Raw genomic sequence first — 25,264 nt, forward strand, 5'->3', positions numbered from 1 at the left:
TCTACCATCTGACACCGGCGATTCCTGGCGTAGTTCATTAGGCAGGCTAATCTCCGGCATTAGTTCTTCGCGCTGGTCGGTATGCGTGGCCGGCCATACGGTCGAGCCGTGGAGAGCATCGGTCACAGCGTCGTCGACGCACACGCGCACACCGTGCCCCTCGCCCTGCTGGAGGAGGTCGCCCGACGATCGGATCTCGACGGTGTCAGCGCTCGCAAGCTCGAGCGGGGATGGGCCATCGAGTTCCCCGGCGCGGACACGACCGTCGTCGCCCCGTTCCTGTCCAAGAGCGAGCTCCGCGAGGAGTACCGCACGCGGACCGGCATCGACGGGCAGCTCCTCTCACCGTGGGACGGGGTGCTGCCCACCCCCGGCATGTCGGCTGCCGACGCGCGTAGCTGGGCTCACAGGGTCAACGAGGCGGTCCTCGCCGAGGCGGGTGGAGCCGGCCCCGGAACCCTCGCCGTCGTGGCGCTCGACGATCCGGAGCAGGCGGCGAAGGATCTCGAGTCCGCTGTCGTGCACGACGGGATGGCCGGCCTCGTCTTCAGCACGAATCCGGCTCATTGTCACGACCTAGCCGACCGGCGCCTCGACCCGCTGTGGGCCGCCGTCGAGGGACTCGGCGTCCCGGTGCTGGTGCACCCGCCGAGCATCGGCCCGGCTGCTCAGGGGCTGCCCGACAGCGCCGAGTTCGCCAATGCCTACTGCCGGCTCGTCGACACCACGTTCGGATTCGCCCGCCTGATCCTGTCCGGTGCGTTGGACCGCTTCCCCCAGCTGCGGCTGATCACCGTGCACGGCGGTGGCTTCCTGCCGTACCAGCGCGGACGGCTGGACGGGGCGCATCGCAGCGAGCGGCTCTCGTCGTACACGATCGATCGGGACCGGCCGTCGGACTACCTCTGCGACCTCTACTTCGACACCGTGACCATGACACCGGATGCGATTCGGCACCTCGTCGACACCGTGGGCTCCGAGCAGGTGCTGCTGGGCAGCGACTTCCCGTTCCCACTGGGCGACCCGCAACCCGTCGAAACGGTGAGGGAGGCCGGCCTCGGAGCGGACGTGACGACCGCCGTGCTCGGCGGGAACCTCGACCGGCTGCTCACCAGGAAGTGAACATGGTTGATCATGCGCTAGCCCCATCCGCCGCGTTCGACATGAGCCCGGACTCCGTGGACGGGCCTGTCGGTCCGATCGCCTACCGCCGGACTGGACGCGGGCATCCGCTCGTGCTGCTGCACTCGTTGGCCCTGGACAGCCGCATGTGGGGTCCGTACGCCGCGCGGCTCGCCCCGCACTTCGACGTCATCGCCGCGGACGCCCGCGGGCACGGCGGGAGCGGCTGGGACGGCAGGTCGTTCGACATGGCCGATCTCGCAGCCGACCTCGCCGCCCTCCTCGACGGGCTCGGCCTGGCGAGCGCCCACGTGCTCGGCATGTCGATGGGTGGCAGCGTCGCGATCGAGTTCGCCGGAACACACCAGGCACGCGTGGATCGGCTGGTGCTCGCCGACACGACCGCCTGGTACGGCGAGACGGCCGTCGAGGCCTGGACCGAGCGCGCCGAACGGGCGGTCGCGCTGACCCGCAGGCGGCAGGTGCCGTTCCAGGTCGACCGCTGGTTCACCGAGGGTTTCCTGCGCACCCACCACGACGAGGTGCGCCGCATCGCCGGGATCTTCGTCGAGACCGACTCCGGCGCGCACGCGGAGGCGTCGCTCGCGCTGGGCCGGCTCGATGCGCGCCACCTGCTGGCGGGGATCACCGCCCCGACGTTGTCCGTGACGGGTGAGGAGGACTACGCGACTCCCGTGGAGATGGGCCGCGCGATCGCCGAAGGCGTCGCCGATGGACGTCACCGCACTCTGGCCGGACTCCGTCATCTGTCGCTCGTGGAGCGCCCGGACCTGGCCGGGCTCGTGCGAGCCCACCTCGAGGACGCTGAACCGGCCGAACCCGACCCGGTCGGCACGTGCTGTCTCGCCGGGACAGCAGGACACGCGGCGGTGGTCGCATGAAACCGGGCCGCTTCGCTTACCACGCGCCGCGGTCGCTGGCCGACGTGCTCGACCTGCTCGCCGACCACGGAGGCGAGGCCAAGGTGCTCGCGGGCGGGCAGAGCCTGATTCCGCTGCTCAACTTCCGGATGGCGGCCCCCGAGCACCTCGTGGACATCAACCGCCTGCCCGGACTCGACCAGCCCGTCCGGACGGACACGGGATGGCACATCCCCGCACTCGCGCGGCAGCGCGTGGTGGAGCGGTCGGCCGAGCTCGCCACCGATCTTCCGCTTCTGCGCACCGCGCTCACGCAGGTCGCTCACCCGCAGATCCGCAATCGCGGCACCGTCTGCGGCAGCCTCGCCCACGCCGACCCGGCGGCCGAGCTGCCTGCGGTCATGACCGCGCTCAGGGCGGACCTGCACATCGTCTCGAAGCGTGGGGAACGGATCGTGCCGGCGGACGACTTCTTCGTCTTCCACCTCACCACGGCTCTGGAGGAGGACGAGCTGCTCATGGGCGTCTCGATCGACGATCTGGCGCCGGGCACCGCGACCGCCTTCCGGGAGTTCGCCGCGCGGCACGGTGACTTCGCCCTCGCCGGCGTGGCGGGGGTCGCCACACGCGACGACGACGGGACCGTGACGGCCTGCAGGCTGGTCGCCGCAGGGATCGGCGCGACCCCCCAGCGGCTCACCGCTGCCGAGCAGCTCGTGATCGGCAGCCGGCTCGAACCCCGCGCGCTCGCGTCCGCCGAGAGGGCCGTGCGCCAGGAGGTCGAGCCCACCGGCGACGTCCATGCACCCGCGCAGTACCGACGCGACCTGGTCGGGGCCCTCGCCCGCCAGGTGCTCGGCGACATCTCTCATGGCGAGCTGCCTCGGGAAGGACGAAGCCATGCAGCCTGAACTGTCCGATCAGGAGGAAGTGGTCCGGGTCGTCACGACCGTCAACGGCGTTCGCCACGACGAGATCGTCGACAGCCGCCTCAGCTTGGCCGACTTCCTCCGCACCCGTCTGCGCCTGACCGGCACCCACCTCGGCTGCGAGCACGGTGTGTGCGGCGCGTGCACCGTGATCGTCGACGGTGCCGCGGTGCGGTCCTGTCTTCTGCTCGCAGCCCAGGTCGACGGCTCGGAGGTGGAGACCGTCGAAAGCCTGGCGGGCGAGGACGGTGACCTCGGCGACCTGCAGGCGGCGTTCCGCAAGCACCACGCCGTCCAGTGCGGGTTCTGCACGAGCGGATTCCTGATGAGCACCACGGCGGCCCTGCGCGAAGGCCGGGTCACCTCCGCCGCGGAGGCTCGAGACGTCCTCGCGGGCAACATCTGCCGCTGCACCGGCTACGCCGGGATGGTTGCAGCGCTGCTCGAGGTCTCGGAAGGGCGGGGACGCCGATGACCAGCGTGTTGACCACAGCCACGCCTGACCGCAAAACGCAGGTGGTGAACCCGCAGATCGGCGCGCCGCTGCGGCGCCGCGAGGACCACCGGCTCCTGACCGGCGCCGCGCGGTACCTCGACGACCTCGACCTGCCCGGCTGCTACGAGGCGGCGTTCCTGCGCAGCCCGCACGCCTCCGCCCGCATCGTCGCGATCGACACCGGCGCCGCTGCTGCGCTGCCCGGTGTGTTCGGGGTGTGGACGGGCTCCGACCTGCGGGTGCTCGCGAAAGGGATCCCGCCGAAGGTCACCCATCCGCAGCTGCGGGACATCCCCCGCCTGCCGCTCCCGCCCGAGTCGGTGCACTTCGTCGGGGAGCCGGTGGCCGTGGTCATCGCCGTCTCCCGGCACGTCGCCGAGGACGCGCTCGAGCTGATCGATGTCGAGTACGACGTGCTGCCGGCGGTCTCGTCCACCGGGGCGGCGCTGGCCGACGGTGCTCCGCTCGTCCACGAGGAGCTGGACAGCAACGTCGCGGTGCACGTCATCCAGACCGCGGGCGACCCGGACGCCGCGCTGGCCGCCGCGCCGCACCGGCTGCGGGAACGGTTCACGGTGGCGCGCGGCGGCGGGCACTCGATGGAGACCCGCGGGGTGGTCGGGTCCTTCGACGCCGCCACCGGACAGCTGACCGTCTGGGACACCACGCAGTCCCCGCACTACGTGCGCAACCAGCTCGCCTACCTCTACGACGTGCCCGAGGACGAGATCCGCGTGGTCGCGCCTCCCGACGTCGGCGGCGGGTTCGGGCCGAAGGCCCAGTTCTACGGTGAGGAGGCGGTGATCCCCTACCTCGCGAAGATCCTGCGGCACCCGGTCAAGTGGATCGAGGACCGCCAGGAGAACTTCGTCGCCACGATGATGGAGCGCACCCAGGTGCACGACGTCGAGATCGGGTTCGACGACGAGGGCCACATCCTGGCCGTCCGCAACGTCTTCCAGCACGACCAGGGGGCGTACTGCGCGGGCCTGCAGGTGCCCATGATCACGTTGAGCACCCTGCCCGGCCAGTACCGCATCCCGAACATCCACTCCGAGCTGATCGCCTGCTACACGAACATGGTGCCGACCAGTTCCGTGCGCGGCGCGGGCCGTCCGCAGGCCGTGGTCGCCATGGAGCGGATGGTGGACCGCGCCGCAGAGCACCTGGGCATGGACCCGGCCGAGTTCCGGCGCCGCAACCTCGTGCCGGCCGACGAGTTCCCCTACCGGGTCGGGCTCACCTTCCGCGACGGCAGCCCGCTCACCTACGACAGCGGCGACTATCCGCAGCTGCTCGAGGCGGTGCTCGCCCGCCTGGACTACGACGGCGAGCGCGAGCGGCAGCGCGAACTGCAGGCCAAGGGACGCCTGATCGGGATCGGCCTCGCCGCCTACGTCGAGGGCTGCGGCCTCGGCCCGTACGAGGGCTCGCGGTTCCGGCTCGCCAACGACGGCACGATCATCGTGACGCTCGCCGCCGCGCCACAGGGGCAGGGCTACGAGACGGTCTACGCGCAGATCGCCGCCGACGCCCTCGGCATGGACATCGACCTGATCCGGGTCACCACCGGCGACACCAGCCGGATCCCGTTCGGCCAAGGCACGTTCGCCTCCCGCAACACCGCCACCGCGGGTCCGGCCACGCTGCAGGCCGGACGCGAGATGCGCGAGAAGCTCTTCCTGGTGGCCGAGGCGATGCTCAAGACCAGCTCGGAGGGGCTGGTCCTCGTCGGCGACCGGATCTGCGTGGCGGACGAGCAGGAGCGCGGCGTGTCGTTGCGGGAGATCGCCCAGGCCGCGAACGTCGGCAAGCACGGGATCACGCTGGCCCCGGGGATCCTGCCGGGGCTGGAGACCACCTCCTACTTCGCTCCCGAGCGGGCTGCGTACGCCAGCGGGACCCACGCCGTGGTTGTGGAGGTCGACCCGGAGACCGGGGGGATCGAGATCCTCAAGTACGTGATCGGCCACGACTGCGGCACGGTGATCAACCCGTTGCTGGTGGACGGACAGGTGCTGGGCGGTTTCGCCCACGGCATCGGCAACGCCCTCTACGAGGAACCGTTCTACGACGAGACGGGACAGCCGCAGAGCACCAGCTACCTGGACTACGCCCTGCCGTCCGCCGTCGAGGTGCCCCCGGTCGAACTGGTGCACCTGCACACCCCGAGCCCCCTGAATCCGCTGGGTGCCAAGGGTGCGGGGGAGGGCGGCACCATCCCGGTGCCCGCCGCGATCGCCAACGCCGTGGAGGACGCCCTGCGCTCGTTCGGAGCACGGATCACCGAGCTGCCGCTGAGCCCGGCGAAGGTCGTCGGAGCGATGACCGCAGCACCCGGAGCCTGACGCCGGCCGACGGCTTCCCACGTCGGCACGCAGGTCTTTCCGGTGCTAGTGGTGAGACTGCTCCTGTTGCGGCGATCTTCCTGCTGATCGTTGCGCGATTATTCTCGATGCGTGGTCGGCAGTCACGGTTTTGCAGATCCGCCGCCCCGACACCATCACCCTGATGCACAAGGAACGGTGCATGGTCGGCCCGCGAGGGCAGCACCGCTTCCGCGTTCGACGGGCGGGCCGGCCGCCGAAATTCTGGCCCTGCAGCGCAGCGCAGGAAACGCTGCCGTCGGGCATCTGCTCCGCCGTCTTTCGGCTGATCGTACCGGCGGCGAACGCTCGGTGGACGATTCGCCCGGGAACGGGCTGACGGTGCAGCGGGTCGTCGACACCCCGCCCGCTGCGACCGAGACTGAGTGTTCGAAAGCGATCGCGGCCGGGAACTGGGGTCACGTCGTCCGGCTGCTTTCCGGATTGCCATCCTCGCCCACCCCGGAGCAGATCGATGAGTCGTCCGGTCGGAAACTCGAGGAATGGCAGACCGGCACGCTGGCGTCGCTCAAACCTGATCAACTGCGCTACCTCGACGACGCTGCCCAGCGTTCGGGCCTCTCGACGTCACGTCTTCGCAGCGCGATCGCGGCGCAGCTGAGCACGGCGGATGTAGGCGCCGAGCAGGCCGAACCTGGCAAGGGTTACGGCACGGTTGAGGTGTTGGAGTCGAAGATCCAGCACGGTGATGACCGCACCCGGCCACGGAGGCCGTTCAAATACGTGTTCGAGTTCGAGTTCCGCCCCGGGCCGGCGGCTCACGCGGGTGAGATCGGCATCATCCAGACCGTCCGCGTCGTCGACTCGCACACGCGCGACAACGTCACCTCCCAGGGGATCGCGCGAATGACTCCGAATCATGTGGCGATCGATCGTGCCGGCGGGATGAAGCAGGGCTGGTACGGCATGAAGGACGACGGGAAGAAGACCTTCCCCAATGTCGAGTTGTGGGTGCGAAAGAGCTCGGTCTGGAAGCGTGGCAACTCACGTGCGTGGTTGCATGACGGGCCGAGCTCGGATCGCGGCAACCGTGACTACGAGTTCGAGGCGTCGGTGGTGTGCCGCAAGGGTCCTGATGAAGGCAAGGTCTACGCGGTTGTCGTGTGGGGCTTCACCGTCGATGCGAATCTCAAGGTCACCGTGAAGCAGTTCCAAGTATTCAACAAGCCCAGTCCCGACTTCACCCAGGCGGTCGCTGCCTGGAATGCCCAGGCAGCCGGGCCTGTTTCGGCGCGTAGTGCACCCTATCAGAGCCCTTTGCCGACAGTGAGCTGACCGGCAGCGGCCTCAGCTCAGGGACCCGGCGAGGTGATCCGGGCCTGGATGCCGGCGAGGATGGTGTCCAGGCCGAAGGTCAGCGCGTGCTCGGGATGCTGGGCGGCGTCGAACTGCGCACCGACCGCGCCACCGATCCGGGCGGACACGATGAGGTCGTCGTCGGCCATGACCTGGTCGAGGACCGGGGCCACGACGGCCCACCATTCGGCATCCGACATCCCGGACTCGGTCCGGGTCCGCGAGACATTGCGGTGCGCGCGGGCCGTGCTGTCGACGTGGCTGAGCACCAGGGTGAGGGCGGCGTCCATCTCGACGTCGGACAGGCCGATGCCGTCGAGCGGGCGCAGTTCTACCTCGTACTTGCGGCTGACGTGCGGCCCGAGGGTCGGCCGGGACGAGCGGATGTCCAGCAGCCACGGGTGCCGCTGGTAGAGCGCCCAGTTCCGCTCGGCGACGAACCGCATCGCCGCGCGCCAGTCGCCGACCCGGCTCGCGGCCGCTACATCCCCGCCGCCGTTCCCGTCATCGCCGTAGAGCTCGGCGTAGACCGCGTCGACCATCAGCGCGGTGAGGTCGTCCTTGCCGGGCACGTGCCCGTAGAGCGACATCGCGCCGACGCCCAGCCGGTCGGCCACCTTCCGCATCGAGACGGCGTCCAACCCGTCGACGTCAGCGATCTCGATACCGGCGGTGACGATCGCGGGCACCGTCAGGCCCGAGCGTCCCGGGCTGGGATGGTGGCCCCACAGCAGGTAGATGCTGCGGGCCAGGTCGGGCGCCGGGGAACGTCGAGCCACTGGTCGTGCCTTCCTGCTGAACAGCTGTCCGTCCAAGCGCGCCCGCCGAGTGTGGAGGGGTGCTGCTTGCCGCTTCCGGACAGCGTACCGTACGGTTCAAAGTACAGCGTACGGTACGCTGCACGATGGAGGTTGCCATGGCCAACGAGAAGACCGTGCCCCTGCTGCCCTGCCCGGACATCGACGAGATCGAGGCGTTCTACGCGATGCTGGGGTTCACCCGGACCTACTACCAGAGCCGCCCCAACCCGCACGTGGCGTTGCGGCGCGCAGACATCGACCTGCACTTCTTCGGCATCCCGGGCTTCGACCCCGCGGACTCCTACGGGTCCTGCCTGGTCATCGTGCCCGACACCGGGGAGCTGTACCGGGCCTTCGCCGCGGGGATGCGCGCGGCCCACGGCAAGATCCTGGTCGCCGGGATCCCCCGGATGACCCGGCCGCGCCTGCGCAAGAACGCCGACAACCTGTCCGGGTTCGCCGTCATCGACCCGGGCGGCAACTGGATCCGGATCCACGCCGCTGCCGGCGCACCCGCAGCCGACACCACTGCCGCCGAGCCGGCCCGGAGCAGGCTCGGCAAGGCCCTGGACAACGCCGTGGTCATGGGCGACTCGCGCGGGTTCGAAGAGCAGGGCGTGCGCATCCTGGACACCGCACTCGGCCGGGACCTGGCCACGTCGACGCCGGTCGACCTGGTCAACGCCCTGGCCTACCGGGCAGAACTCGCCGCCAGGACCGACGATCCGGGCGGCGCCATGGAGTTCCTGACCCGGGCAGGCGCGGTCGCCCTGACCGACGCCGAGCGGGTCGCGCTCGCCGACACCCTCACCGGTCTGCGCGACCTCGCCGGCGCCCTGCCGACCAGCCCTGAGCCTGGATCCACCGTCGATGTTGAGCCGGACAGGTAGTTGATCTTTCGTGGGTGGACGAGGTGACCGGGCGTGAGTGAGCCGCCGGTCTGCCCGGCAGTTCCACTGGTTCTCCGGTCGGGCCCCGCGGGAGCGGAGGTCAGGTGGCTGCGGGGGCGTGCAGGGCGCGGCGGAACAGTTCGTCCAGGCCGGGTTCCCAGGGCCAGTCCCGAGGCAGGTGGAAGAGCTGCTGGTGCGCGGAGTGCGCGACCCAGGCGGGGTGATGATCAGCCGCCGGCGCAAAGTCGTGGCACGTTCACGGGCGTGACGGCCGCCGGTCAGGGCGCCCGCGGCGCGGGTGAGGTTATGGGAGATCGCGGCGCAGACCAGCCAGGCGGCGTTTCGCGGTGAACACCCCCGAGGGTAGGTGGGCGAGCGAGCCGTTAGCGCTGGCCACCCGGTGCGGGGATAGTCGCATCCGGCAGATGCCCTTCTTTGCGAGGATCGATGTTGCCGTGGCAAGCACATCTTCCCCGCTCAGAGGGGAATTCGTGGGTCACGCCCCGCCCTTACCGGCGCACTTCTCCGGTGGATCCAGGCTCAGCCGTTGTCGCGGCGCACGACGACCGCCTCCCACGGCCGCAGCCGCACCGATCGGTCAAGCGTCGGCGGTGAGTCGGGATAGTTGCCGATGACCAGCTGCGATCCCAACCAGCCTGCCACCGCCCCGTCCGGGACGACGACGGCGTCGGACGAGAAATTGGCGAGCACCAGCAGTCCGCGTTCCGCCTGCGTGCGCGTGAACGCGTAGATCGTCTGGTCGTCGGGCAGCACCAGGGTGAAGACGCCGTCCGTGACGACCGGTTCGGACTTCCGCAGGGCGATCAGTGCCCGGTAGTGCGCGAAGATGGAACCGGGGTCGTGGAGCTGAGCGGCAGCGTTGATGTGCACGAAGTTGGGGTTGGTCCGCAGCCACGGAGTCCCGGTGGTGAACCCGGCATTCTCGGTGTCGTCCCACTGCATCGGGGTACGGCCGTTGTCCCGAGAGCGTGCGCGGAGCGCGTCGAGGACCACTTCCGCGGGCTCGCCGCGCCGCGTCACGGCCTCGGTGTAGTAGTTGCGTGACTGGATGTCGGCGAAGTCGTCGATCGAGCGGAAACGCGTGTTCGTCATCCCGAGCTCCTCGCCCTGGAACACGTAGGGCGTGCCACGGTGCAGGTGAAGGACCGTTGCCAGGAGCTTCGCGGACTCCTCCCGGTACGCCGTGTCGTCACCCCACCGGGAGACGACTCGGGGTTGGTCGTGGTTGTTCCAGTACAGGCTGTTCCATCCGGTCTCGGACAGGCCGACCTGCCAGCGCTCGAACGTCCGCTTCAACGCGACGAGGTCGAGCGGGCGGACGTCCCACTTGTCGCGTCCCTGGTCGATCTCCACGTGGTCGAACTGGAAGACCATGTCGAGCTCACCGCGTGACGGGTCGGTGAGCAGGCGCGCGTCGTCCACCGACGTTCCGGGGGTTTCGCCGACGGTCAGGAGCACGGCGTCCCGCCCGGCGAACACCTCGCGGCGCATCTCCTGCAGGAAGTCGTGCAGCCGTGGGCCGTTGGTGTAGAGCGCCTCGGCGTTGCCGTACAGGGCGCCGTCGGCGAGGTGGGCGTCGGGGAGGTCGACCGGCTTCGAGATGAAGTTGATGACGTCCATGCGGAAGCCGTCGACCCCACGATCGAGCCACCAGCGCATCATCCGGTGGATCTCCCGGCGCAGGTCGGCGTTCTCCCAGTTCAGGTCCGGTTGCTTGCGGGAGAAGATGTGCAGGTAGTACTCGCCGGACCGGTCGTCGAGCTCCCATGCCGGCCCGGAGAAACGCGATCCCCAGTTGTTCGGCACCGGCCGCCACCAGTACCAGTCCCGCTTCGCGCTCGCGGGATCACGCGACTCCACGAACCACGGATGCTCGTCGGAGGTGTGGTTGACGACGAGGTCCATCACGACCCGGATGCCTCGGGCGTGCGCCTCGCGGAGCAACTCGTCGAAGTCGTCGAGCGTGCCGAACATCGGGTCGATGTCGTAGTAGTCGCTGATGTCGTAGCCGTTGTCGTCCTGCGGGGACGGATAGATCGGGGAGAGCCAGAGGGCGCCGACACCGAGAGCGACGAGGTGATCGAGCCGGGAGATGACTCCCCGAAGGTCGCCCACCCCGTCGCCGTCGGAGTCGGCGAAGCTGCGGGGATAGATCTGGTAGACCGTGGCCGTTCGCCACCACGCGTCGGTGGTCATGCGAGGACGAACTCGTCGGTGGCTGCGTGGGAGAGGTCGAGCTCCATGCCGATACCCGCGTGGTCGGTGGGATGCAGCATCCCGGCCACGGGCACCACGGGATCGGCCAGGAAGTACTGGTGGATGCCGTTCCATTTGACGAGGTCTTCCTGGTACGGCGTGTGCATCGGCGACTGGGTGAGCGAGAACTGCAGCGTCGCCGCCGCCGAGTGCCCGTGCGGGATGACCACGAGATCGTGGGCCGTCGCGTAGGCCGCGATCTTCAACGTCTCGGACAGCCCGCCGCACCAGTAGATGTCCGGCTGGACGACGTCGAGCGCGCCGGAGTCGACGAACCGGCGGAACCCCCACCGCGTGTACTCGTGCTCGGCGCCCGCGAGCGGGATGTCGAGCCGGTCCCGGAGTCGCCGGTAGCCGTCGATCCGGTCGGGCATCACGACCTCTTCGAGCCATCGAGGACGGTAGGGCGCGAGGCGTGACGCGAGTTCGGTGACGTAGGAGACGTCCATCGACTGCCAGCAGTCGAACATGAGGTCGTAGTCGTCGCCCACCGCCTCCCGGACGGTCCGCACGAGGTCGACGTTCGCGTGCAACCCCTCATAGCCGCTGGTGGGCCCGTAGCGGAAGAACCACTTCTGCGCCCGGTAGCCGCGTTCCTTGTACTCGATCGCCCGCTCCCGCACGAGTTCGAGATCGCGAACCGAGAACCCGAGCATCGAGGCGTAAGCGGGCACGGTGTCCCGCGTCGGGCCGCCCAGCAGGCGGAACACCGGCCGGCCGAGCCACTTGCCCCGCAGATCCCACAGCGCGCAGTCGACCGCACTGATCGCGAGCATCGGCACGCCCTGGCGTCCGTGGACCTGGCTGCGGTGCATCTGGTCCCAGAGCTTCTCGCCCGCGATCGGATCGCGTCCGATCAGAAGGGGGCGCAGGTCGCGGGCGACCAGCCAGGCGACGTTCTCGGGGACCGGACCGGCGCGCCCCACCAGCCCGTCGTCCGTCTCGATCTCGACGAAATGAGCCGTGATCACGAAACCGTCCGGGGTCTGCACACCACCTTCGTGGTCGTCCCGGGAGCGGTACTCGGGGTAGACGTCGAGCGGACGGACCAGGCGGTCCTCCCAGTAGTCGCCGTCCGTGGGCATCGTTCCCGTCAGACGCCGCAGCCGGACCTCCGAGATGATCACACCCGCGCTCCCTTCTCTGTCGTCGGCACGGCGGCGCTCCTCGTCGGCTTCCACACGGCGAGGATGATCGCCAGCGCGATCATCGCCACCACGGACATGGCGGCGAGCCAGAGCAGCCCACCGTTGAAGTCGCCGGTGCTCTCGCGGATGGCGCCGATGACAGCGGGGTTGACCACGCTCGACAGGTTGCCCAGTGCGTTGATCAGGGCGATCCCGCCCGCCGCGGCCGCCCCCGTCATGATCGCGGTGGGCAGGCCCCAGAAGGTCGGGAGAACCCCGAACACGCCCACGGACGCCACGCACAGCGCGACGAGCTTGATGATCGGCTCGTCGAAGAGAGCGGAGGCGACGAGGCCGACGAACGAGATGCCCAGCGCCACGTAGATGCTCGCCGCGCGCAGGCCCGGCCGGTCGGCGAGGCGCCCGAGCACGAGCATCCCGAGCAGCCCGAACACGTACGGGATCGCGGCCACGAAGGTGGTCTCGGTGGTGCCCAGGCCGAAGGGCTGGAGGATCTGCGGGAGGAACGTGCTGACGGCGCCGTTGAGGTTCGTGAGGCCGTAGTAGGCCAACGCGAACATGAGCACCTGTGGGCTGAACAGTGTTCGCAGCACAGCGCGACCGCGCCCCGCGTGTCCGCCGGCATCGACGGCTTCGCGTTCGGCGCGCTCCCGCGCGAGTGTGTCGGTGATCCAGGTGCGTTCCTCGGCGGTGAGGAACTTCGCCTTGTCGGGGCTCGCCGGGAGCAGGAACGGGATCAGGACTCCGAGGACGACGGCCGGCAGGCCCTCGATGAGGTAGACCCACTGCCAACCGTGCAGGCCGAGCGCGCCTTCCATCTCGAGGATCAGGCCCGACAGCGGGGTCCCGATGATCAGCGCGACCGGGATGCCAGCGGTGAAGATCGCCATGATGCGGCCGCGGTAGGCCGAGGGGAACCAGAGCGTGAGGTAGAAGATCACGCCGGGGAAGAAGCCGGCTTCGGCCGCGCCGAGCAGAGCGCGGGCGACGTAGAGGCTCGGGACGTCCCAGACCAGGACGTGGGCGGCGGAGAGGATGCCCCACGTCACCATGATCCGTGCGATCCACCAGCGGGCACCGAACCGCTGGAGGGCGAGGTTCGACGGAACCTCGAGCAGGACGTACGGAACGAAGAACACGCTCGCGGCCACGCCGAACGCGGCCGCGCTGATACCGAGGTCGGCGTTCATGGTCAACGCCGCGACCCCGAGGTTGGCGCGATCGATGATCGCGATGAAGTAGCCGACGATCAGGACCGGGAGGAGCCTCACGGCCAGTTTTCTGATCACCCGGGACTCGAGCATCGATCCTCCGTTGGACTCGACTGGGTTCGCCGCGACCGTACCGGAAACGTTTCCGGAGCCGGAAGACGGGCCATAATGTCCGAATGAGGCCGATGGATGCATGAGGACGCATGAGGGACGCATGAGCCGGGTGGGGATCCGGGAACTGGCCGCCGAGCTGGGCATGTCCATCAGCACGGTCTCCCGTGCGATGAACGCGCGCGAGGACGTGAGCGCGGCCACCAGGGAGCGCGTCACGGCCGCCGCCGAGCGCCTCGGTTACCAGCCGAACCAGTCAGGACGCACGCTGCGGCGAGGTGCCACGGGCACCGTCGCGCTCGTCATCCAGACCAACACGGCGCGCACCGAGATGGGCGAGACCTTCTACTTCAGCCTCTGCGACGGACTGCAGCAGGTGCTCGCCACGAAGTCGCTCGACCTCGTGCTGCTTCCCGTCGGGGCGTCCGCCGACCCCGACCAGTACCTGGTCAACGCGGTCGATCGGCACCTCGCCGACGCCTATGTCGTCTCCAACACCCACCGCGTCGACCGCCGGATCGAGTACCTGACGCAGCGGGCCGTCCCCTTCGTCGCGCTCGGGCGTGGCGGTGTGAGTGATCACGCATGGCTCGATCTCGACTTCGAGGGTGTGGCCGCCCACTCGGTCGCGCGACTCGCAGGCCTCGGACACGAGCGGATCGCCCTCGCGTCCGACGACCGCGACATCACCAGCACGTTCGAGTTCGTCCGGGGCTATCGCCGCGCACTCGCCGAGCACGGCTTGCCGACGGACAGCGGGTGGGAGATCCGGGTGCCGGACATGCCCGAGGGCGGCGCGATTCTTGCGGATCGGCTCCTGGCCATGTCCCCGCGTCCTACCGCGGTCGTCCTCGCCCAGGAAACGCTCGCGATCGGGCTCTACCGCCGTCTGCGGGAGGCGGGGGTGGAACCCGGCTCCGATCTCGCTGTGATCGGCTTTCGCAAGAACCCGGTGTGCGATCACCTCCTGCCGTCGCTGACGAGCTTCGAGGTGTCGCTGGACGACTACGGACGCCGGCTCGGGGAGATCGTCCTCGGCAGGCTCACGCCGGACTGCCCGGACGATCAGCCGGTGCAGGAGGTGTGGGCGATGAAGATCGTGCCGGGCGAGAGCGACGCTCATCCGCCACGCGAGAAGGCCGCTCGCTGACGTTCGACCCTCGCGTCCCGCCGCGCACACGACCGATCTACGCGCTCATGACGCCACCGAACGGGCTGGTCGTGTCGATGCTCCAGAGACGTGTGAGCAGTGCGTCGGCGTCCCACCCGGTGCCGGAGAAGTCCACCGCGTCACGGAACTTCGACTCCAGCTCGTCGCGGGTCAGCGGCGCGCGATGGTCGCCCCGCGGCACGTCGGTGCGCTCGCTGAGCGTGCCCCGGCCGACGGTGTCGACCTCCACGACGGCGAACGAGTACTCCCACTCCGGCGCCCCTACCGGCGGCGTCGCCGACTCGGTCACCTCGGCGCGCTCCACCAGTTCGCGCGCCTCGGGCCGGATGACCGACTCGTCGGTGAACGTGCGCAGGCCGAGCGACCGGTCGAGCACCGCTGCCGCCGCGACGTACTCGCCGCTGAACTTGCCCTGCAGCCCGGAGGCCGGGCGGTGGTGGATCAGTGGGTCCATCCCGCCGGGCTCCAGCGTGACGCGGATCCGGCGGACCTCGGCGGGGTCGAGCTGCTCCCGCTCCACCAGGCGGAGTGTGGCGTCGGCAGTGCGCTGGGTGTTGTAGCAGGCGGGGTACTTCTTGACGTTGATCCCGTGGCGGCGCAGTGCCCACGGCTGCTCCAGCGCAGCCAGCACGCCGCCCAGCCGGGTGCGGTCGCCGTAGAGGTTGAAGTAGCCGAGCGGTGACTCCAGCTGCGCAGGGTCGGCGGTGAACCCGCCGGCGGCCAGGGACGCCGCGAGCACGGCGTCGCGAGCGGCGAGCCCCGCATGCAGCGGCTTGGTCATCGTGCCGAAGTTCTGCCGGCTCCCACCCGCCATCGTGGCGGCGAGGCCGAGGGCGGAGCGGGTCTGCTCGACGTCGCTGCCGAGCAGGCGGGACACCGCGGCGGCCCCGGCGACCACGCCGAGCGTCGCGGTGGAGTGCCAGCCGCGCCCGTAGTGCTCGCGCAGCGCGAACCCCTCGGCCAGCGCCGTCACGACGTCGAACCCGATGAGGTAGGCGTCGAGCAGGTCGCGCCCGCCTGCCCCGGCCTGCTCGCCCGCAGCGAGGATCGCAGGCCACAGCACCACACTGGGATGCCCGTAGATCTGCTCGGTGACGTCGTCGTAGTCCAGCGCGTGCGCCGCTGTGCCGTTGATCAGCGCCGCTGTGGGTGCGTCGGTCCGGGCCCCCGTCGGAAGAACGGTGGACGTGCCCGCGCCGGGTGCGGTGCCCGGCGTTCGCAGCAGGATCTGCACGGCTTCCTCGGCGCGCGCGGCGATGCTGATTCCCACCGTGTCGACGAGGGTGCGCCGTGCGAGGTCGAGCACGTCGGGTGGTGCGGCGGAGACGTCCGCCTTGACCGCGTACTCGGCGATGCCGTGGGTCACCTCGGGAACGTTCTCGGTCATCGGCTGCCTCCCTGAGGCGTCGTGGTGATGAGCGTGGGCACGGTGCGCATCAGGCCTTGTCTTTCCGGGGCGTGGTCGGGTCCTTCCGGAACGGGGACGTGATCGGCTCCTTCCAGGGCGACATCGCCCCCTCGTAGCTGGGCGGGCCGAGCCGGAAGTGCTGCGCCTGCTCCAGCGTCTCGATGAACGGCAGGTCCATCGGGTACAGCGCGGCACCCTGCGGGCACCCGCCTGCCTTGGACACGTGGCCGTACAGCCGGTGGCCCAGGATCTCCTCGGCGAGCACCACGGTCTCGATCAGCTTGTCGAGGTCCACGCCGGTGTCGAAGCCGAGGCCGTCCAGCAGGTGGACGAGGTCCTCGGTCGGGGTGAGTGCGGCGGCCCGGCCGTTGCCGCAGTAGGGGCAGCCGGCCATACCGCCGATGCTCGCGTCAAGGATCACCGTGCAGTGCTCGCCGACGGTCCGCAGCGCGGAGTATGCGCTGATCGGAGCCATGCCGCGGGTGTTGTGCAGGTGCAGGTGGAACGTGCTGACCGATGGCCAGCGCTCCTGGATCGCGCGCAGGTCCGCCTCGACGTGGTGGGGGAGGTTCCAGCCCATCGGGTCACCGAGGAAGACCTTCGTGACCGCGATGCCGTGATCGGTCCACATCGCGTACTGCCGTTCCAGCAGCTCCATCCGCTGCTCGTGGCGGAACGGGCCCAGCCAGTTCGAGCCCCAGGCCGCGTTGACGCCCATCTCCGCCTCGGTCACGCCGTCGGCCGCCGCACGTTCGACGATCCCGGACCAGGTGTCGATCTCCTGCTGCTGCGAGCGGTTGGTGTTGCGCTGCGCGAAGACGTCGCACAGGTGCACCCGCGTGAACGGGCGCTCGTCCTCGAGCGAGAGCTTGTGCGGGATGTAGGTCGCCCGCCGCTCCACGCCCCGGGAGTTGAGAGCGAGCGCGGTGTAGGTGACGCCGGGTGCAGGAGTGAAGCCCTCGACGATCTCGTCGATCCCCGCCATCTGCGGCGTCCACTTCGGACTGACGAAGCTGCCGACGACGATCCGCCGCAGTCCGGTGGCCGACAGCGCGTCCAGCAGCCGGATCTTGTCCTTCACCGGCACGCCGGCGTCCTCGATCTGCAGGCCCTCGCGCATGCCCTCCTCGACCAGCACGACGTCGGGGAAACCGGGCGGTCCGGCGATCGTCCCCGGCAGTCGGCCGGTCAGCGTGCCTTCCGTCGAGGTCATTCCTCGACCTCCTTCCGGCGATCGGCGAGCTCCGCGAGGACCTCGTCGGTGTGCTCGCCCAAGAGCGGCGGTGCCATGCGGAACTCGGGCCGGCCGTCCGGGCCGCGAACGGGCAACGCGATCGATGTGTAGCCGGGGATCCGCGGGTGCGGCACCTGCTGGAACGCGCCGATCGCGGCCACCTGCTCGTGCGCGGCCACCTCGTCGAGCGTCTGGATCGGGGTGATCGGCACCCCGGCGTCGCCGAGAACGCTCACCCAGTGATCGGAGTCGTGCTTCGCGAGCGTCGCCGACAGCTCGGCGAAGAGCTCGTCGCGGTGGTCCACCCGGTCGGCGTTCTGGTCGAAGCGCGGATCGGACAGCAGGTCGGTGCGGTCGAGGGCCGTGCAGAGCCTGGTCCAGAGGTTCTGGTTGCCTGCGGCGATGATCACGTGGCCGGTGGCCGTCGGGAAGGCCGCGTAGGGGTAGATGCCGACGGTGCCCGAGCCGAGGCGCTTGGGTACCTCCCCTGCCGCGAAGTAGCCGGTGAACTGGCCCGGCAGCCACATCAGCGCAGTGCTGAGCAGCGAGGTCTCCAGGTGCGTGCCGAGGCCCGTTCGATCGCGGGTGCGCAGCGCGTCGAGCACGGCGATCGCCGTCCACATCCCCGTGCCCTGGTCGAGCACCGACACCGGGATCCGCGATGGTGGCCTGCCGTCCTCGCCCGTCAGGCTCATCAGACCGCTGAACGCCTGCATCAACGGGTCGTACGCGGGGGAGGAGGCCAGGGGCCCGTCCGAGCCGTAGCCCGTCATGTCGCAGTAGATGAGGCGTGGGTTGATCGCGGCGACGTCGTCGTAGCCGAAGCCGAGCTTGGCGAGGGCACCTGGACGCAGGTTCTGGACGAACACGTCGGCGGTGGTGAGCAGCTCACGGAAGTGCGCCGCCCCCTCCGGATCCTTCAGATCCAGCTCGACGCTGCGCTTGTTGCGGTTCAGCGCCGAGAAGTGGCAGCTCTCGCCCTCCCAGAACGGCGGCCCCCAGCTGCGTGTGTCGTCGCCGACCCCCGGGCGTTCTACCTTGATCACGTCGGCGCCCAGGTCGGCGAGGATGAGCGTGGCGAACGGTCCCGCCACGCTCATCGTGACGTCGACGACCCTGATCCCCGCGAGCGAGCCGAACATCAGCCGAACTCCGCGATCTCGAGCACGGCCGGGTCGTGGCTGGGGATCACCTCGGCGCCGAGCCGGTCCATCTTCGCGAAGGACTCCATGTAGTCCAGGAGATTGGTGAACGACCCGGACGGGATGTGCGCGAGCCGGTCGTCGCCCTCCCAGTTCGCCCTGGTGTCGCAGGTGTCGCCGGCGAGCAGGTACCGCTCGCCCCCGCTGGTCACGAGCACGCCCTGCGAGCCGGGCGTGTGCCCGGGCAGCGCCACGACCTCGACTCCGGGCGCGATCTCGACGTCCCCCGTCACCGTCGAGAAGCGGTTGAGCATCGGCGCCCACGGCGGGCTGATCCGGTCGGTGTTCTCGAAGGCGGTGCGGGTGGGGGCGGCCGGGTCGACGGCGTAGAGCAGCTCTGCCTTCTGCACCACGTACCTCGCGTTGGGGAACAGGTGGTTGTTGCCGCAGTGATCCCAGTGCAGGTGCGTGTGGATGATCGTCCGCACGTCCTCGGGATCCACGCCGATTCCCCGGAGCGTCCGAAGGGGATCCTCGTCGGGCGAGCGGTGGAAGTCGTACCCGTGGTGCTCCCGCACGAACTCGGGCTCGGGTGTGCCGGAGTCGACGATGATCGGGTGGTCGCCGCCGGTGATCACGAACATGATCTGCGGGACGTCGTGGAACTCTCCCCATCCACGCTGGTACTGCACAGCGGCGACGGGGAAGTTCCTCAGCACCCCGGCCGGCAGCGCGTGGATCTTCAGCTTGGCGTTCACGACTTGTCGTCCCCTCCATCGGCCACGAGCACGGCGCCGTTGACGAACGTGGCCCGCTTCGAGGCGGCGAAGACGATGAGGTCGGCCAGCTCCTGCGGCGTGCCCCACTCGTGGCCGGGACGCGCGATGCCCCGGCCCCACTCCCGCCTGCGCTCGGCGGCGGCCGCTCTGTCGTTCTCCGCGTCGAGCCCACCGCCGAGGCCCTCGCCCCAGCGTGCGAAGCGCTCCTCGGTGTTGACGAACCCGGGCACCACGGCGACCACGCGGATGCCGTGCTCGCCCAGCTCGGTGGCGAGGATCTTGCTCAGCCGGTTCTCCGCCGCCTTCGCCGGACCGGTGCACGACGAGCGAAACGGCGGCTGGGTGACCCGGATCGCCGTTTCGCCGGTCACGTTGACCACCACGCCGCCACCCTGCTCGATCATCATCGGCGCGAACCGCTGCGTGAGCCGGAACTGGGCGAAGAAGTTGATCTCCATACCCTGCACCAGCTCCTCGTCGGTGACCTCGAGGAACGGCTTGTAGGTGCCGTTTCCGGCGTTGTTGACCAGCACGTCGATCCGGCCGTGGGCCGTCGTCACGTGGGCGACGAGCCGGTCGAGGTCGGCGAGCTTCGTGACGTCGGTGCTGAGCGTGTCGACCGACGCGCCCGTCGACTCGGCGATCGAGGCCGCCGCCTTGGCCAGCTGCTCCTCACGGCGTGCCGCGATCACCACCCGCGCGCCCTCGGACGCGAAGTGCCGCGCGGTCTCGAGTCCGATGCCGCTGCTGCCCCCCGTGACGACGACGACTTTGTCCGTCAGGCCGAGATCCATGCTGTCTCCCTCTCGAGGCTCAGTACGACTTCGGAAGGCCGAGAACCTGGTGGCCGATGTAGGCGAGGATCAGGTTGTTGTTCACCGGCGCCACCATCGGCAGGCGGGCCTCGCGGAACTTGCGCTCGATCTCGAACTCCTCGGCGAGCCCGTAGCCGCCGAAGGTGTCCATGGCCGCGTTGGCCGCCGCCCAGTTCGCCTTGGACGCCAGCAGTTTCGCCGCGTTCGCCTCGAATCCGGGCTGCTCCCCGGCGTCGAACTTCGCCGCCGCCTTCCACCGCACGAGGCTTGCGGCCTCGAGATCGGCGTAGGCCTGCGCGAGCGGGAACTGCACGCCCTGGTTCTGGCCGATGGGGCGGCCGAACACCACCCGCTCGCGGGCGTACGCCGTGGCGCGGTCGATGAACCAGAAGCCGTCCCCGAGCACCTCGGAGGCGACCAGGATCCGCTCGGCGTTGAGTCCGGAGAGGATGTAGCGGAACCCCTTGCCCTCCTCGCCGATCCGGTTCTGCACCGGCACGCGCAGGTTCTCGATACGGACCTCGTTGGTCTCGTGCGAGGTCATCGTCCGGATCGGCCGCACCGAGATGGCGTCGCCGGCCTCGCGCAGGTCCACCAGCAGCACGGACAGGCCGTCGGTCTTCTTCTCGACGTCCTCGTAGCGGGTGGTGCGCGTGAGCAGGAGCATGTAGTCCGAGTGCTGGAATCGCGAGGTCCAGATCTTCGCGCCGTTCACCACGTAGTGGTCGCCCTCGCGGGCGGCGAACGTCCGGATGCGGGTGGTGTCGGAGCCGGCGTCGGGCTCGGTCACACCGAAGGCCTGCAGCCGCAGGGTGTTGGCCGCGATCTCGGGCAGCAGCCGCTGCTTCTGCTCGTCGCTGCCGTGCCGCAGCACCGTGCCCATCGTGTACATCTGTGCGTGCGCCGGCACCCCGGTGCCGCCGGAGCGGTTGATCGTCTCCAGGATGAGCGCCGCGTCCGCGACGGTGCCGCCGCCTCCGCCGTACTCCTCGGGGATCAGCACGGAGAGCCACCCGGCCTTGCCGAGCGCATCGACGAACTCGACGGGGTACTCGAGCTTCGCGTCCCGCTCCCGCCAGTACTCCGACGGGAACCGCGTGCAGAGCTCGGCGACGGCGTCCCGGATCGCCCGCTGGTCGTCGGTCAGTTCGAAGTCCACAACGCTCCTCTATCGGTCACAGGTAAGCCAGGGCGAGAGCGCGGATCTCCGCCACCGCAGCGCGTATCCGCCGGGCGGGACATCTGCTCGGACAGCAGGAATCCGGAACATCCACGCTGCCGCGGATCTGGGCACGCGCATCGATCGGTCTCCTTCGCATCACCGTTGAACGCGGGAGCCAGGGGGTGGATCAGCGGCCCTGCCAGTTCGGCGGGCGTTTCTCCAGGAAGGCGCGGATGCCCTCCTCGCGGTCCTGGGAGAGGTAGGGGTTGGGCCCGACGGAGAGCCGCAAGGCGGAGTGCACCGGCAGCTCCCAGCCCTTGGTGACCATCTCCTTGTAGCGGCGCAGTGTGAGCGGCGCGTTGGCCACCACCGAGCGCACCAGCTTCTCGGCCGCATCGCGCAGGTCGGCCGAGGGGACCACCCTGTTGTAGAGGCCCCACTTGAGAGCTTCCTCGGCGCTCAACGGCTCGCCGGTGTAGAGCATCTCCAGCGCGACCGCCCGCGGGATGAGCCGGGGGAGCAGCACCGTCGCGAAGTTGGCGCCCATGCCGCGCTTGGCCTCAGGCATGCCGATGACGGCGTGATCAGCGGCGATGCGCAGGTCGCAGGCCAGCGCGAGCTCACAGCCGCCGGCCAGGACGGGACCGTTGATCACCGCGATCGTCGGCTTGTACGTCTCGGTGATCGTCTCGTAGACGTTGCGTTCGGTGCCGGTCATCGGCACCGGGATCTGCTTGCCCTGCCGGGCGAGCTCGTCGAACTCCTTGAGGTCGGCACCGGCACAGAAGGCCTTGTCGCCTGCTCCGGTGAGCACGACGGCCCAGATGTCGTCGTCGATGCTCGCCTCGCTGAACCGCCGCACGAGCTCGCTCGCCACAGCGGTGCTCATCGCGTTGCGCCGCTCGGGCCGGTCGATGGTCAGGTAGGCGACGTGCTCGTCGACCTCGTACACGACGTCGTTGTGCCGCTCGGTCACGCCCGCACCTCCCGGGCGATCAGCTGTGTGCTTCCTCCTGGTTCGTACGGAGTGGGATCCACGGTGCTCCCGTCCAACTCGGCTACGATGACCGGCCATGTTCGGTATTTCGAACGAGTGTCGGCGGATCGACCAATTCGACGTTAGATCGTCCGGGCTGCGGAGGTCAACGGCCTGACGAGTGGGCGGCGAAATGTCTGAATTGCACAGCTGCAGGTTGTCGACGACGAGCGGCGAGAGCCGATCATGAGTCGCACCGTCCCCGCGGTCGTCCGCGCCATGGACATCCTCGAGCTGTTCCTCGACGTCGACGCGGAGCTGAGCCCGCGCGACGTCGCCGCACGGCTCGGGTTGCCCCGGACCACCGTCTTCGAGCTGCTCAACACCCTCGTCTCGCGCGGCTACCTCACCCGCACCGGCGAGGACTCGTCGCGCTACCGCCTCGGCGTGCGGGTCTTCCAGCTCGGCAGCGCTTACTCGGAGCGGCTCGACCTGGCCCGCGAGGGCCGGCGCGTGGCGGGGGAGGTCGCCGGCCTCTGTGACGAGACGGTGCACGTGGCGGTGCTCGACGGGAGCGACGTCGTCTACATCGCGAAGGTCGACAGCACTCGATCGGTCCGGATGGTCTCCGCCGTGGGTCGCCGGCTACCCGCCCACTGCTCGGCGGTGGGCAAGATGCTGCTCGCGGGGCTGCCGTCGAGCGCGGTACGCGCGCGTCTGCCCCAGAACCGGCCGCTGTCGGCGCTGACGCCCCGCACGTTGACCTCGGTCCGCAAGCTGGAGCGTGAGCTGGAGAGGATCCGTGGCGAGGGGGTGGCCTTCGAGCACGGCGAGTCGAACGACGACGTGTCGTGCGTGTCCGCCCCCGTCTACGACCACGGCGGCAGCATGGTGGCCGCGATGAGCATCTCGGTGCCTTCCAGCCGCTGGGACCACAAGAGCGACATGGAATGGGCCCAGCTGGTCACCGAGGGCGCCGCGCAGCTCTCCCGCCAGCTCGGTCACGTCGCGAACGCGCAGCGGCTGCCGACCGAACGCTGAACCCGTTCTCAGCGTGCTTCGAGCACCTCGATCGCCGACGCCGTGAGGCTCAGCCGGATGTGGTTGCGCATCAGCTCGGCCGCGCGCTCGCCGTCACCACGGATGACCAGCTCCATCATCTGACGATGTTCGTTGAGGTCGCGGGTGCGCGGTTCGTCGCCGGGCGGCAGCACGAGACCGATGCGCCGGTAGCGGTCCGACTTGTCCCACAGGTCGTCGAGCAACCGGACCATGACGTCGTTGTGGGACGCCCGGTACAGCGCCTGGTGGAACTCACGGTGCGCGGTGAGCGCCTCCTCGCCCCACTGCCTGGTCACGGGCAACAGTCGTTCGGCGGCCGCCCGCATCGCATCCATGTCGGCCTCGGTACGACGGGCTGCCGCGAGCTCGACCGCTGAGGGGTCGAGAGACAGGCGCACCTCGAACAGCTGCCGGGCCTCGGCGGCGTCCATGCGGGCGACGCGCGCGTCCCGGTGTGTGTCGAGGTCGATCAGGCCTTCGCTGCTGAGCCGTCGGATGGCCTCGCGCAACGGCGTGATGCTCATGTGCAGGGACTCGGCGAGTTCGTACTGCGCCAGTCGTGAACCGGGGGCGAGGGCTCCCGAGAGGATGCGGTCGCGGATCTCGGCGTAGGCGACCTCGCTCTTGCTCGAGAAGACGTTCGTGCCGGCCATCGGCCCATCACTTCTTTCCGGGACCAGGTCGCTCTTGCGTTCGGACTCATACGGAGCCTAGCGTCTAGAACATCTTATAAGTTACGAGGAGCGCCAATGAAGATCGTCTCCGTGCATGAGGGTGTCGTGCCGATCAGCTCGTCGATCCGCAACGCGTGGATCGACTTCAGCTCGATGGACTGCTCGATCGTCGCGGTCGTCAGCGACGTGGTCCGTGATGGTGAGCCCGTCGTGGGGTACGGGTTCACCTCGAACGGTCGCTACAGCGCGGGGGAGATCCTGCGCCGGCGCATGTTGCCGCGGCTGCTGCAGGCCTCCCCGGACGATCTTCTCGCCGACGACGGCACCTTCGTCGACCCGGCGAAGGCGTGGAACGTGATGATGCGGAACGAGAAGCCGGGCGGTCACGGTGAACGGTCTGTCGCGGTCGGCGCCGTCGACATGGCGCTGTTCGACCTCGCCGCGAAGATCGCCGGTCAGCCGCTCTACCGGTTCCTGTCCGAGCGCTACGGCGACGGCCGGCCCGACGAGTCGGTCTTCGTCTACGCCGCCGGCGGCTACTACGCGCCCGGAAAGGGCCTGTCCGAGCTGCAGGACGAGATGAAGGGCTTCCTCGACCTCGGCTACCGCGTGGTCAAGATGAAGATCGGCGGCGCCGAACTGGCGGAGGACCTGCGGCGGATCGAGGCCGTCCTGGACGTCGTCGGCGGCGACGGATCCCGGCTGGCGGTGGACGTCAACGGCCGTTTCGACCTGGAGACCGCCCTGGAGTACGGCCGCGCGATCGAGCCCTACGGCCTCTTCTGGTACGAGGAGCCAGGCGACCCGCTCGACTACCACCTGCACGCCACCCTGGCCGAGCACTACCGGGGTCCGCTGGCCACCGGCGAGAACCTGTTCTCGTTGCCGGACGCCCGCAACCTCGTCCGGTACGCGGGGATGCGGCCCGACCGCGACACCATCCAGGTCGACCCGGCCCTGAGCTACGGGCTGGTCGAATACCTGCGCATCCAGGACATGCTGCGACAGCACGGCTGGGACTCCCGCCGGTGCATCCCGCACGGTGGCCACCAGTTCTCCCTGCACATCGCCGCCGCGCTGAAACTCGGTGGCAACGAGTCGTATCCCGGGGAGTTCAAGCCCGCAGGTGGCTTCGCCGACGGCGCCGTGGTGCGCGACGGACACGTCGGCCTCACGGACCTGCCGGGGATCGGTCTCGAGGCGAAGGCCGCGTTCTACCCGGTGCTACGCGAGCTGCACAGCTGACGCGCCTCACTGCCTCCCCTGCTGAAACGCCACACACTGCTGTGCAAG

The 25,264-nt window shown here is 69.6% G+C and carries 22 protein-coding genes; 10 read left to right on the forward strand and 12 right to left on the reverse strand.

All coding sequences use genetic code 11. The annotated features are described in order from the left end of the window. Positions 1–108 precede the first annotated feature (108 nt). The 6 genes from ABD743_RS41315 (at position 109) to ABD743_RS41340 (ending at position 7,090) form a co-directional block, all read left to right on the forward strand. Positions 109–1,122: an amidohydrolase family protein gene (locus ABD743_RS41315; RefSeq protein ID WP_344729697.1), complete on the forward strand. Its 1,014-nt coding sequence runs from the start codon at positions 109–111 to the stop codon at positions 1,120–1,122. Positions 1,123–1,124: 2 nt separating this feature from the next. Next, positions 1,125–2,024, forward strand: coding sequence for an alpha/beta fold hydrolase (locus ABD743_RS41320; protein WP_344729699.1), 900 nt, complete (start codon positions 1,125–1,127; stop codon positions 2,022–2,024). Further along, on the forward strand, positions 2,021–2,914 hold the full coding sequence (locus tag ABD743_RS41325) for an FAD binding domain-containing protein (protein ID WP_344729701.1): 894 nt from the start codon (positions 2,021–2,023) through the stop codon (positions 2,912–2,914). The genes ABD743_RS41320 and ABD743_RS41325 overlap by 4 nt, the downstream gene beginning before the upstream one ends. Beyond that, positions 2,904–3,407 carry a (2Fe-2S)-binding protein gene (locus ABD743_RS41330; RefSeq protein ID WP_344729703.1) on the forward strand — a complete coding sequence of 168 codons (504 nt, stop codon included), beginning with the start codon at positions 2,904–2,906 and terminating at the stop codon, positions 3,405–3,407. The genes ABD743_RS41325 and ABD743_RS41330 overlap by 11 nt, the downstream gene beginning before the upstream one ends. Beyond that, complete coding sequence (locus tag ABD743_RS41335; protein WP_344729705.1) at positions 3,404–5,776, forward strand: xanthine dehydrogenase family protein molybdopterin-binding subunit; 2,373 nt, start codon at positions 3,404–3,406, stop codon at positions 5,774–5,776. Before ABD743_RS41330 ends, ABD743_RS41335 begins: the two co-directional genes overlap by 4 nt. Positions 5,777–5,887: 111 nt before the next feature. Further along, positions 5,888–7,090 (forward strand): hypothetical protein, encoded by a 1,203-nt coding sequence (locus ABD743_RS41340; protein WP_344729706.1) that lies wholly within the window; start codon positions 5,888–5,890, stop codon positions 7,088–7,090. Between the two features lie 17 nt (positions 7,091–7,107). Here the strand turns inward: ABD743_RS41340 and ABD743_RS41345 are convergent, their stop codons facing one another. After that, positions 7,108–7,890, reverse strand: coding sequence for a TetR/AcrR family transcriptional regulator (locus ABD743_RS41345; protein WP_344729708.1), 783 nt, complete (start codon positions 7,888–7,890; stop codon positions 7,108–7,110). Positions 7,891–8,027: 137 nt separating this feature from the next. On the opposite strand from ABD743_RS41345, the gene ABD743_RS41350 reads away from it, so the two are divergent. Further along, positions 8,028–8,801 (forward strand): VOC family protein, encoded by a 774-nt coding sequence (locus ABD743_RS41350; RefSeq protein ID WP_344729710.1) that lies wholly within the window; start codon positions 8,028–8,030, stop codon positions 8,799–8,801. 540 nt (positions 8,802–9,341) lie between these two features. Here the strand turns inward: ABD743_RS41350 and ABD743_RS41360 are convergent. From ABD743_RS41360 to ABD743_RS41370, 3 genes are read right to left on the reverse strand one after another with little or no spacing between them, the layout of a single operon-like run. Continuing rightward, complete coding sequence (locus ABD743_RS41360; protein WP_344729712.1) at positions 9,342–11,018, reverse strand: glycoside hydrolase family 13 protein; 1,677 nt, start codon at positions 11,016–11,018, stop codon at positions 9,342–9,344. Beyond that, a complete protein-coding gene (locus tag ABD743_RS41365; RefSeq protein ID WP_344729713.1) occupies positions 11,015–12,259 on the reverse strand; it encodes an enolase C-terminal domain-like protein in 1,245 nt (414 codons plus the stop codon). The genes ABD743_RS41360 and ABD743_RS41365 overlap by 4 nt, the downstream gene beginning before the upstream one ends. Then, positions 12,202–13,530 carry an MFS transporter gene (locus tag ABD743_RS41370; RefSeq protein WP_344729715.1) on the reverse strand — a complete coding sequence of 443 codons (1,329 nt, stop codon included), beginning with the start codon at positions 13,528–13,530 and terminating at the stop codon, positions 12,202–12,204. Before ABD743_RS41370 ends, ABD743_RS41365 begins: the two co-directional genes overlap by 58 nt. A gap of 121 nt (positions 13,531–13,651) precedes the next feature. Between ABD743_RS41370 and ABD743_RS41375 the strand changes: the two genes are divergently transcribed. Continuing rightward, positions 13,652–14,698: a LacI family DNA-binding transcriptional regulator gene (locus ABD743_RS41375; RefSeq protein ID WP_344729717.1), complete on the forward strand. Its 1,047-nt coding sequence runs from the start codon at positions 13,652–13,654 to the stop codon at positions 14,696–14,698. Positions 14,699–14,735: 37 nt separating this feature from the next. Here the strand turns inward: ABD743_RS41375 and ABD743_RS41380 are convergent, their stop codons facing one another. From ABD743_RS41380 to ABD743_RS41410, 7 genes are all read right to left on the reverse strand, one after another. Further along, positions 14,736–16,106: an MmgE/PrpD family protein gene (locus tag ABD743_RS41380; RefSeq protein WP_344729719.1), complete on the reverse strand. Its 1,371-nt coding sequence runs from the start codon at positions 16,104–16,106 to the stop codon at positions 14,736–14,738. Positions 16,107–16,155: 49 nt separating this feature from the next. Next, positions 16,156–17,340: a beta/alpha barrel domain-containing protein gene (locus ABD743_RS41385; protein ID WP_344729720.1), complete on the reverse strand. Its 1,185-nt coding sequence runs from the start codon at positions 17,338–17,340 to the stop codon at positions 16,156–16,158. Continuing rightward, on the reverse strand, positions 17,337–18,503 hold the full coding sequence (locus ABD743_RS41390) for a CaiB/BaiF CoA transferase family protein (protein ID WP_344729721.1): 1,167 nt from the start codon (positions 18,501–18,503) through the stop codon (positions 17,337–17,339). Before ABD743_RS41390 ends, ABD743_RS41385 begins: the two co-directional genes overlap by 4 nt. Beyond that, positions 18,503–19,261 carry an N-acyl homoserine lactonase family protein gene (locus ABD743_RS41395; RefSeq protein WP_344729722.1) on the reverse strand — a complete coding sequence of 253 codons (759 nt, stop codon included), beginning with the start codon at positions 19,259–19,261 and terminating at the stop codon, positions 18,503–18,505. The genes ABD743_RS41390 and ABD743_RS41395 overlap by 1 nt, the downstream gene beginning before the upstream one ends. Beyond that, positions 19,258–20,076 (reverse strand): SDR family NAD(P)-dependent oxidoreductase, encoded by an 819-nt coding sequence (locus tag ABD743_RS41400; protein ID WP_344729723.1) that lies wholly within the window; start codon positions 20,074–20,076, stop codon positions 19,258–19,260. Before ABD743_RS41400 ends, ABD743_RS41395 begins: the two co-directional genes overlap by 4 nt. Positions 20,077–20,095: 19 nt before the next feature. Beyond that, the gene (locus tag ABD743_RS41405; protein WP_344729724.1) at positions 20,096–21,256 is read right to left on the reverse strand and encodes an acyl-CoA dehydrogenase family protein; all 1,161 of its coding nucleotides are present in this window, start codon (positions 21,254–21,256) and stop codon (positions 20,096–20,098) included. Positions 21,257–21,446: 190 nt separating this feature from the next. Further along, on the reverse strand, positions 21,447–22,235 hold the full coding sequence (locus tag ABD743_RS41410) for an enoyl-CoA hydratase/isomerase family protein (RefSeq protein ID WP_344729725.1): 789 nt from the start codon (positions 22,233–22,235) through the stop codon (positions 21,447–21,449). A gap of 246 nt (positions 22,236–22,481) precedes the next feature. Here ABD743_RS41410 and ABD743_RS41415 point away from each other — a divergent pair, with 246 nt between their 5' ends. After that, positions 22,482–23,276 (forward strand): IclR family transcriptional regulator, encoded by a 795-nt coding sequence (locus ABD743_RS41415; RefSeq protein WP_344729726.1) that lies wholly within the window; start codon positions 22,482–22,484, stop codon positions 23,274–23,276. A gap of 8 nt (positions 23,277–23,284) precedes the next feature. Here the strand turns inward: ABD743_RS41415 and ABD743_RS41420 are convergent, their stop codons facing one another. Beyond that, entirely contained in the window at positions 23,285–23,950 is a 666-nt protein-coding gene (locus tag ABD743_RS41420; RefSeq protein WP_344729727.1) for a GntR family transcriptional regulator, read from the reverse strand. 96 nt (positions 23,951–24,046) lie between these two features. On the opposite strand from ABD743_RS41420, the gene ABD743_RS41425 reads away from it, so the two are divergent. Continuing rightward, entirely contained in the window at positions 24,047–25,216 is a 1,170-nt protein-coding gene (locus ABD743_RS41425) for a mandelate racemase/muconate lactonizing enzyme family protein (protein ID WP_344729728.1), read from the forward strand. Positions 25,217–25,264 lie beyond the last annotated feature (48 nt).

The sequence above is a fragment of the Pseudonocardia yunnanensis genome, assembly GCF_039534065.1.
GTDB lineage: Bacteria > Actinomycetota > Actinomycetes > Mycobacteriales > Pseudonocardiaceae > Pseudonocardia > Pseudonocardia yunnanensis.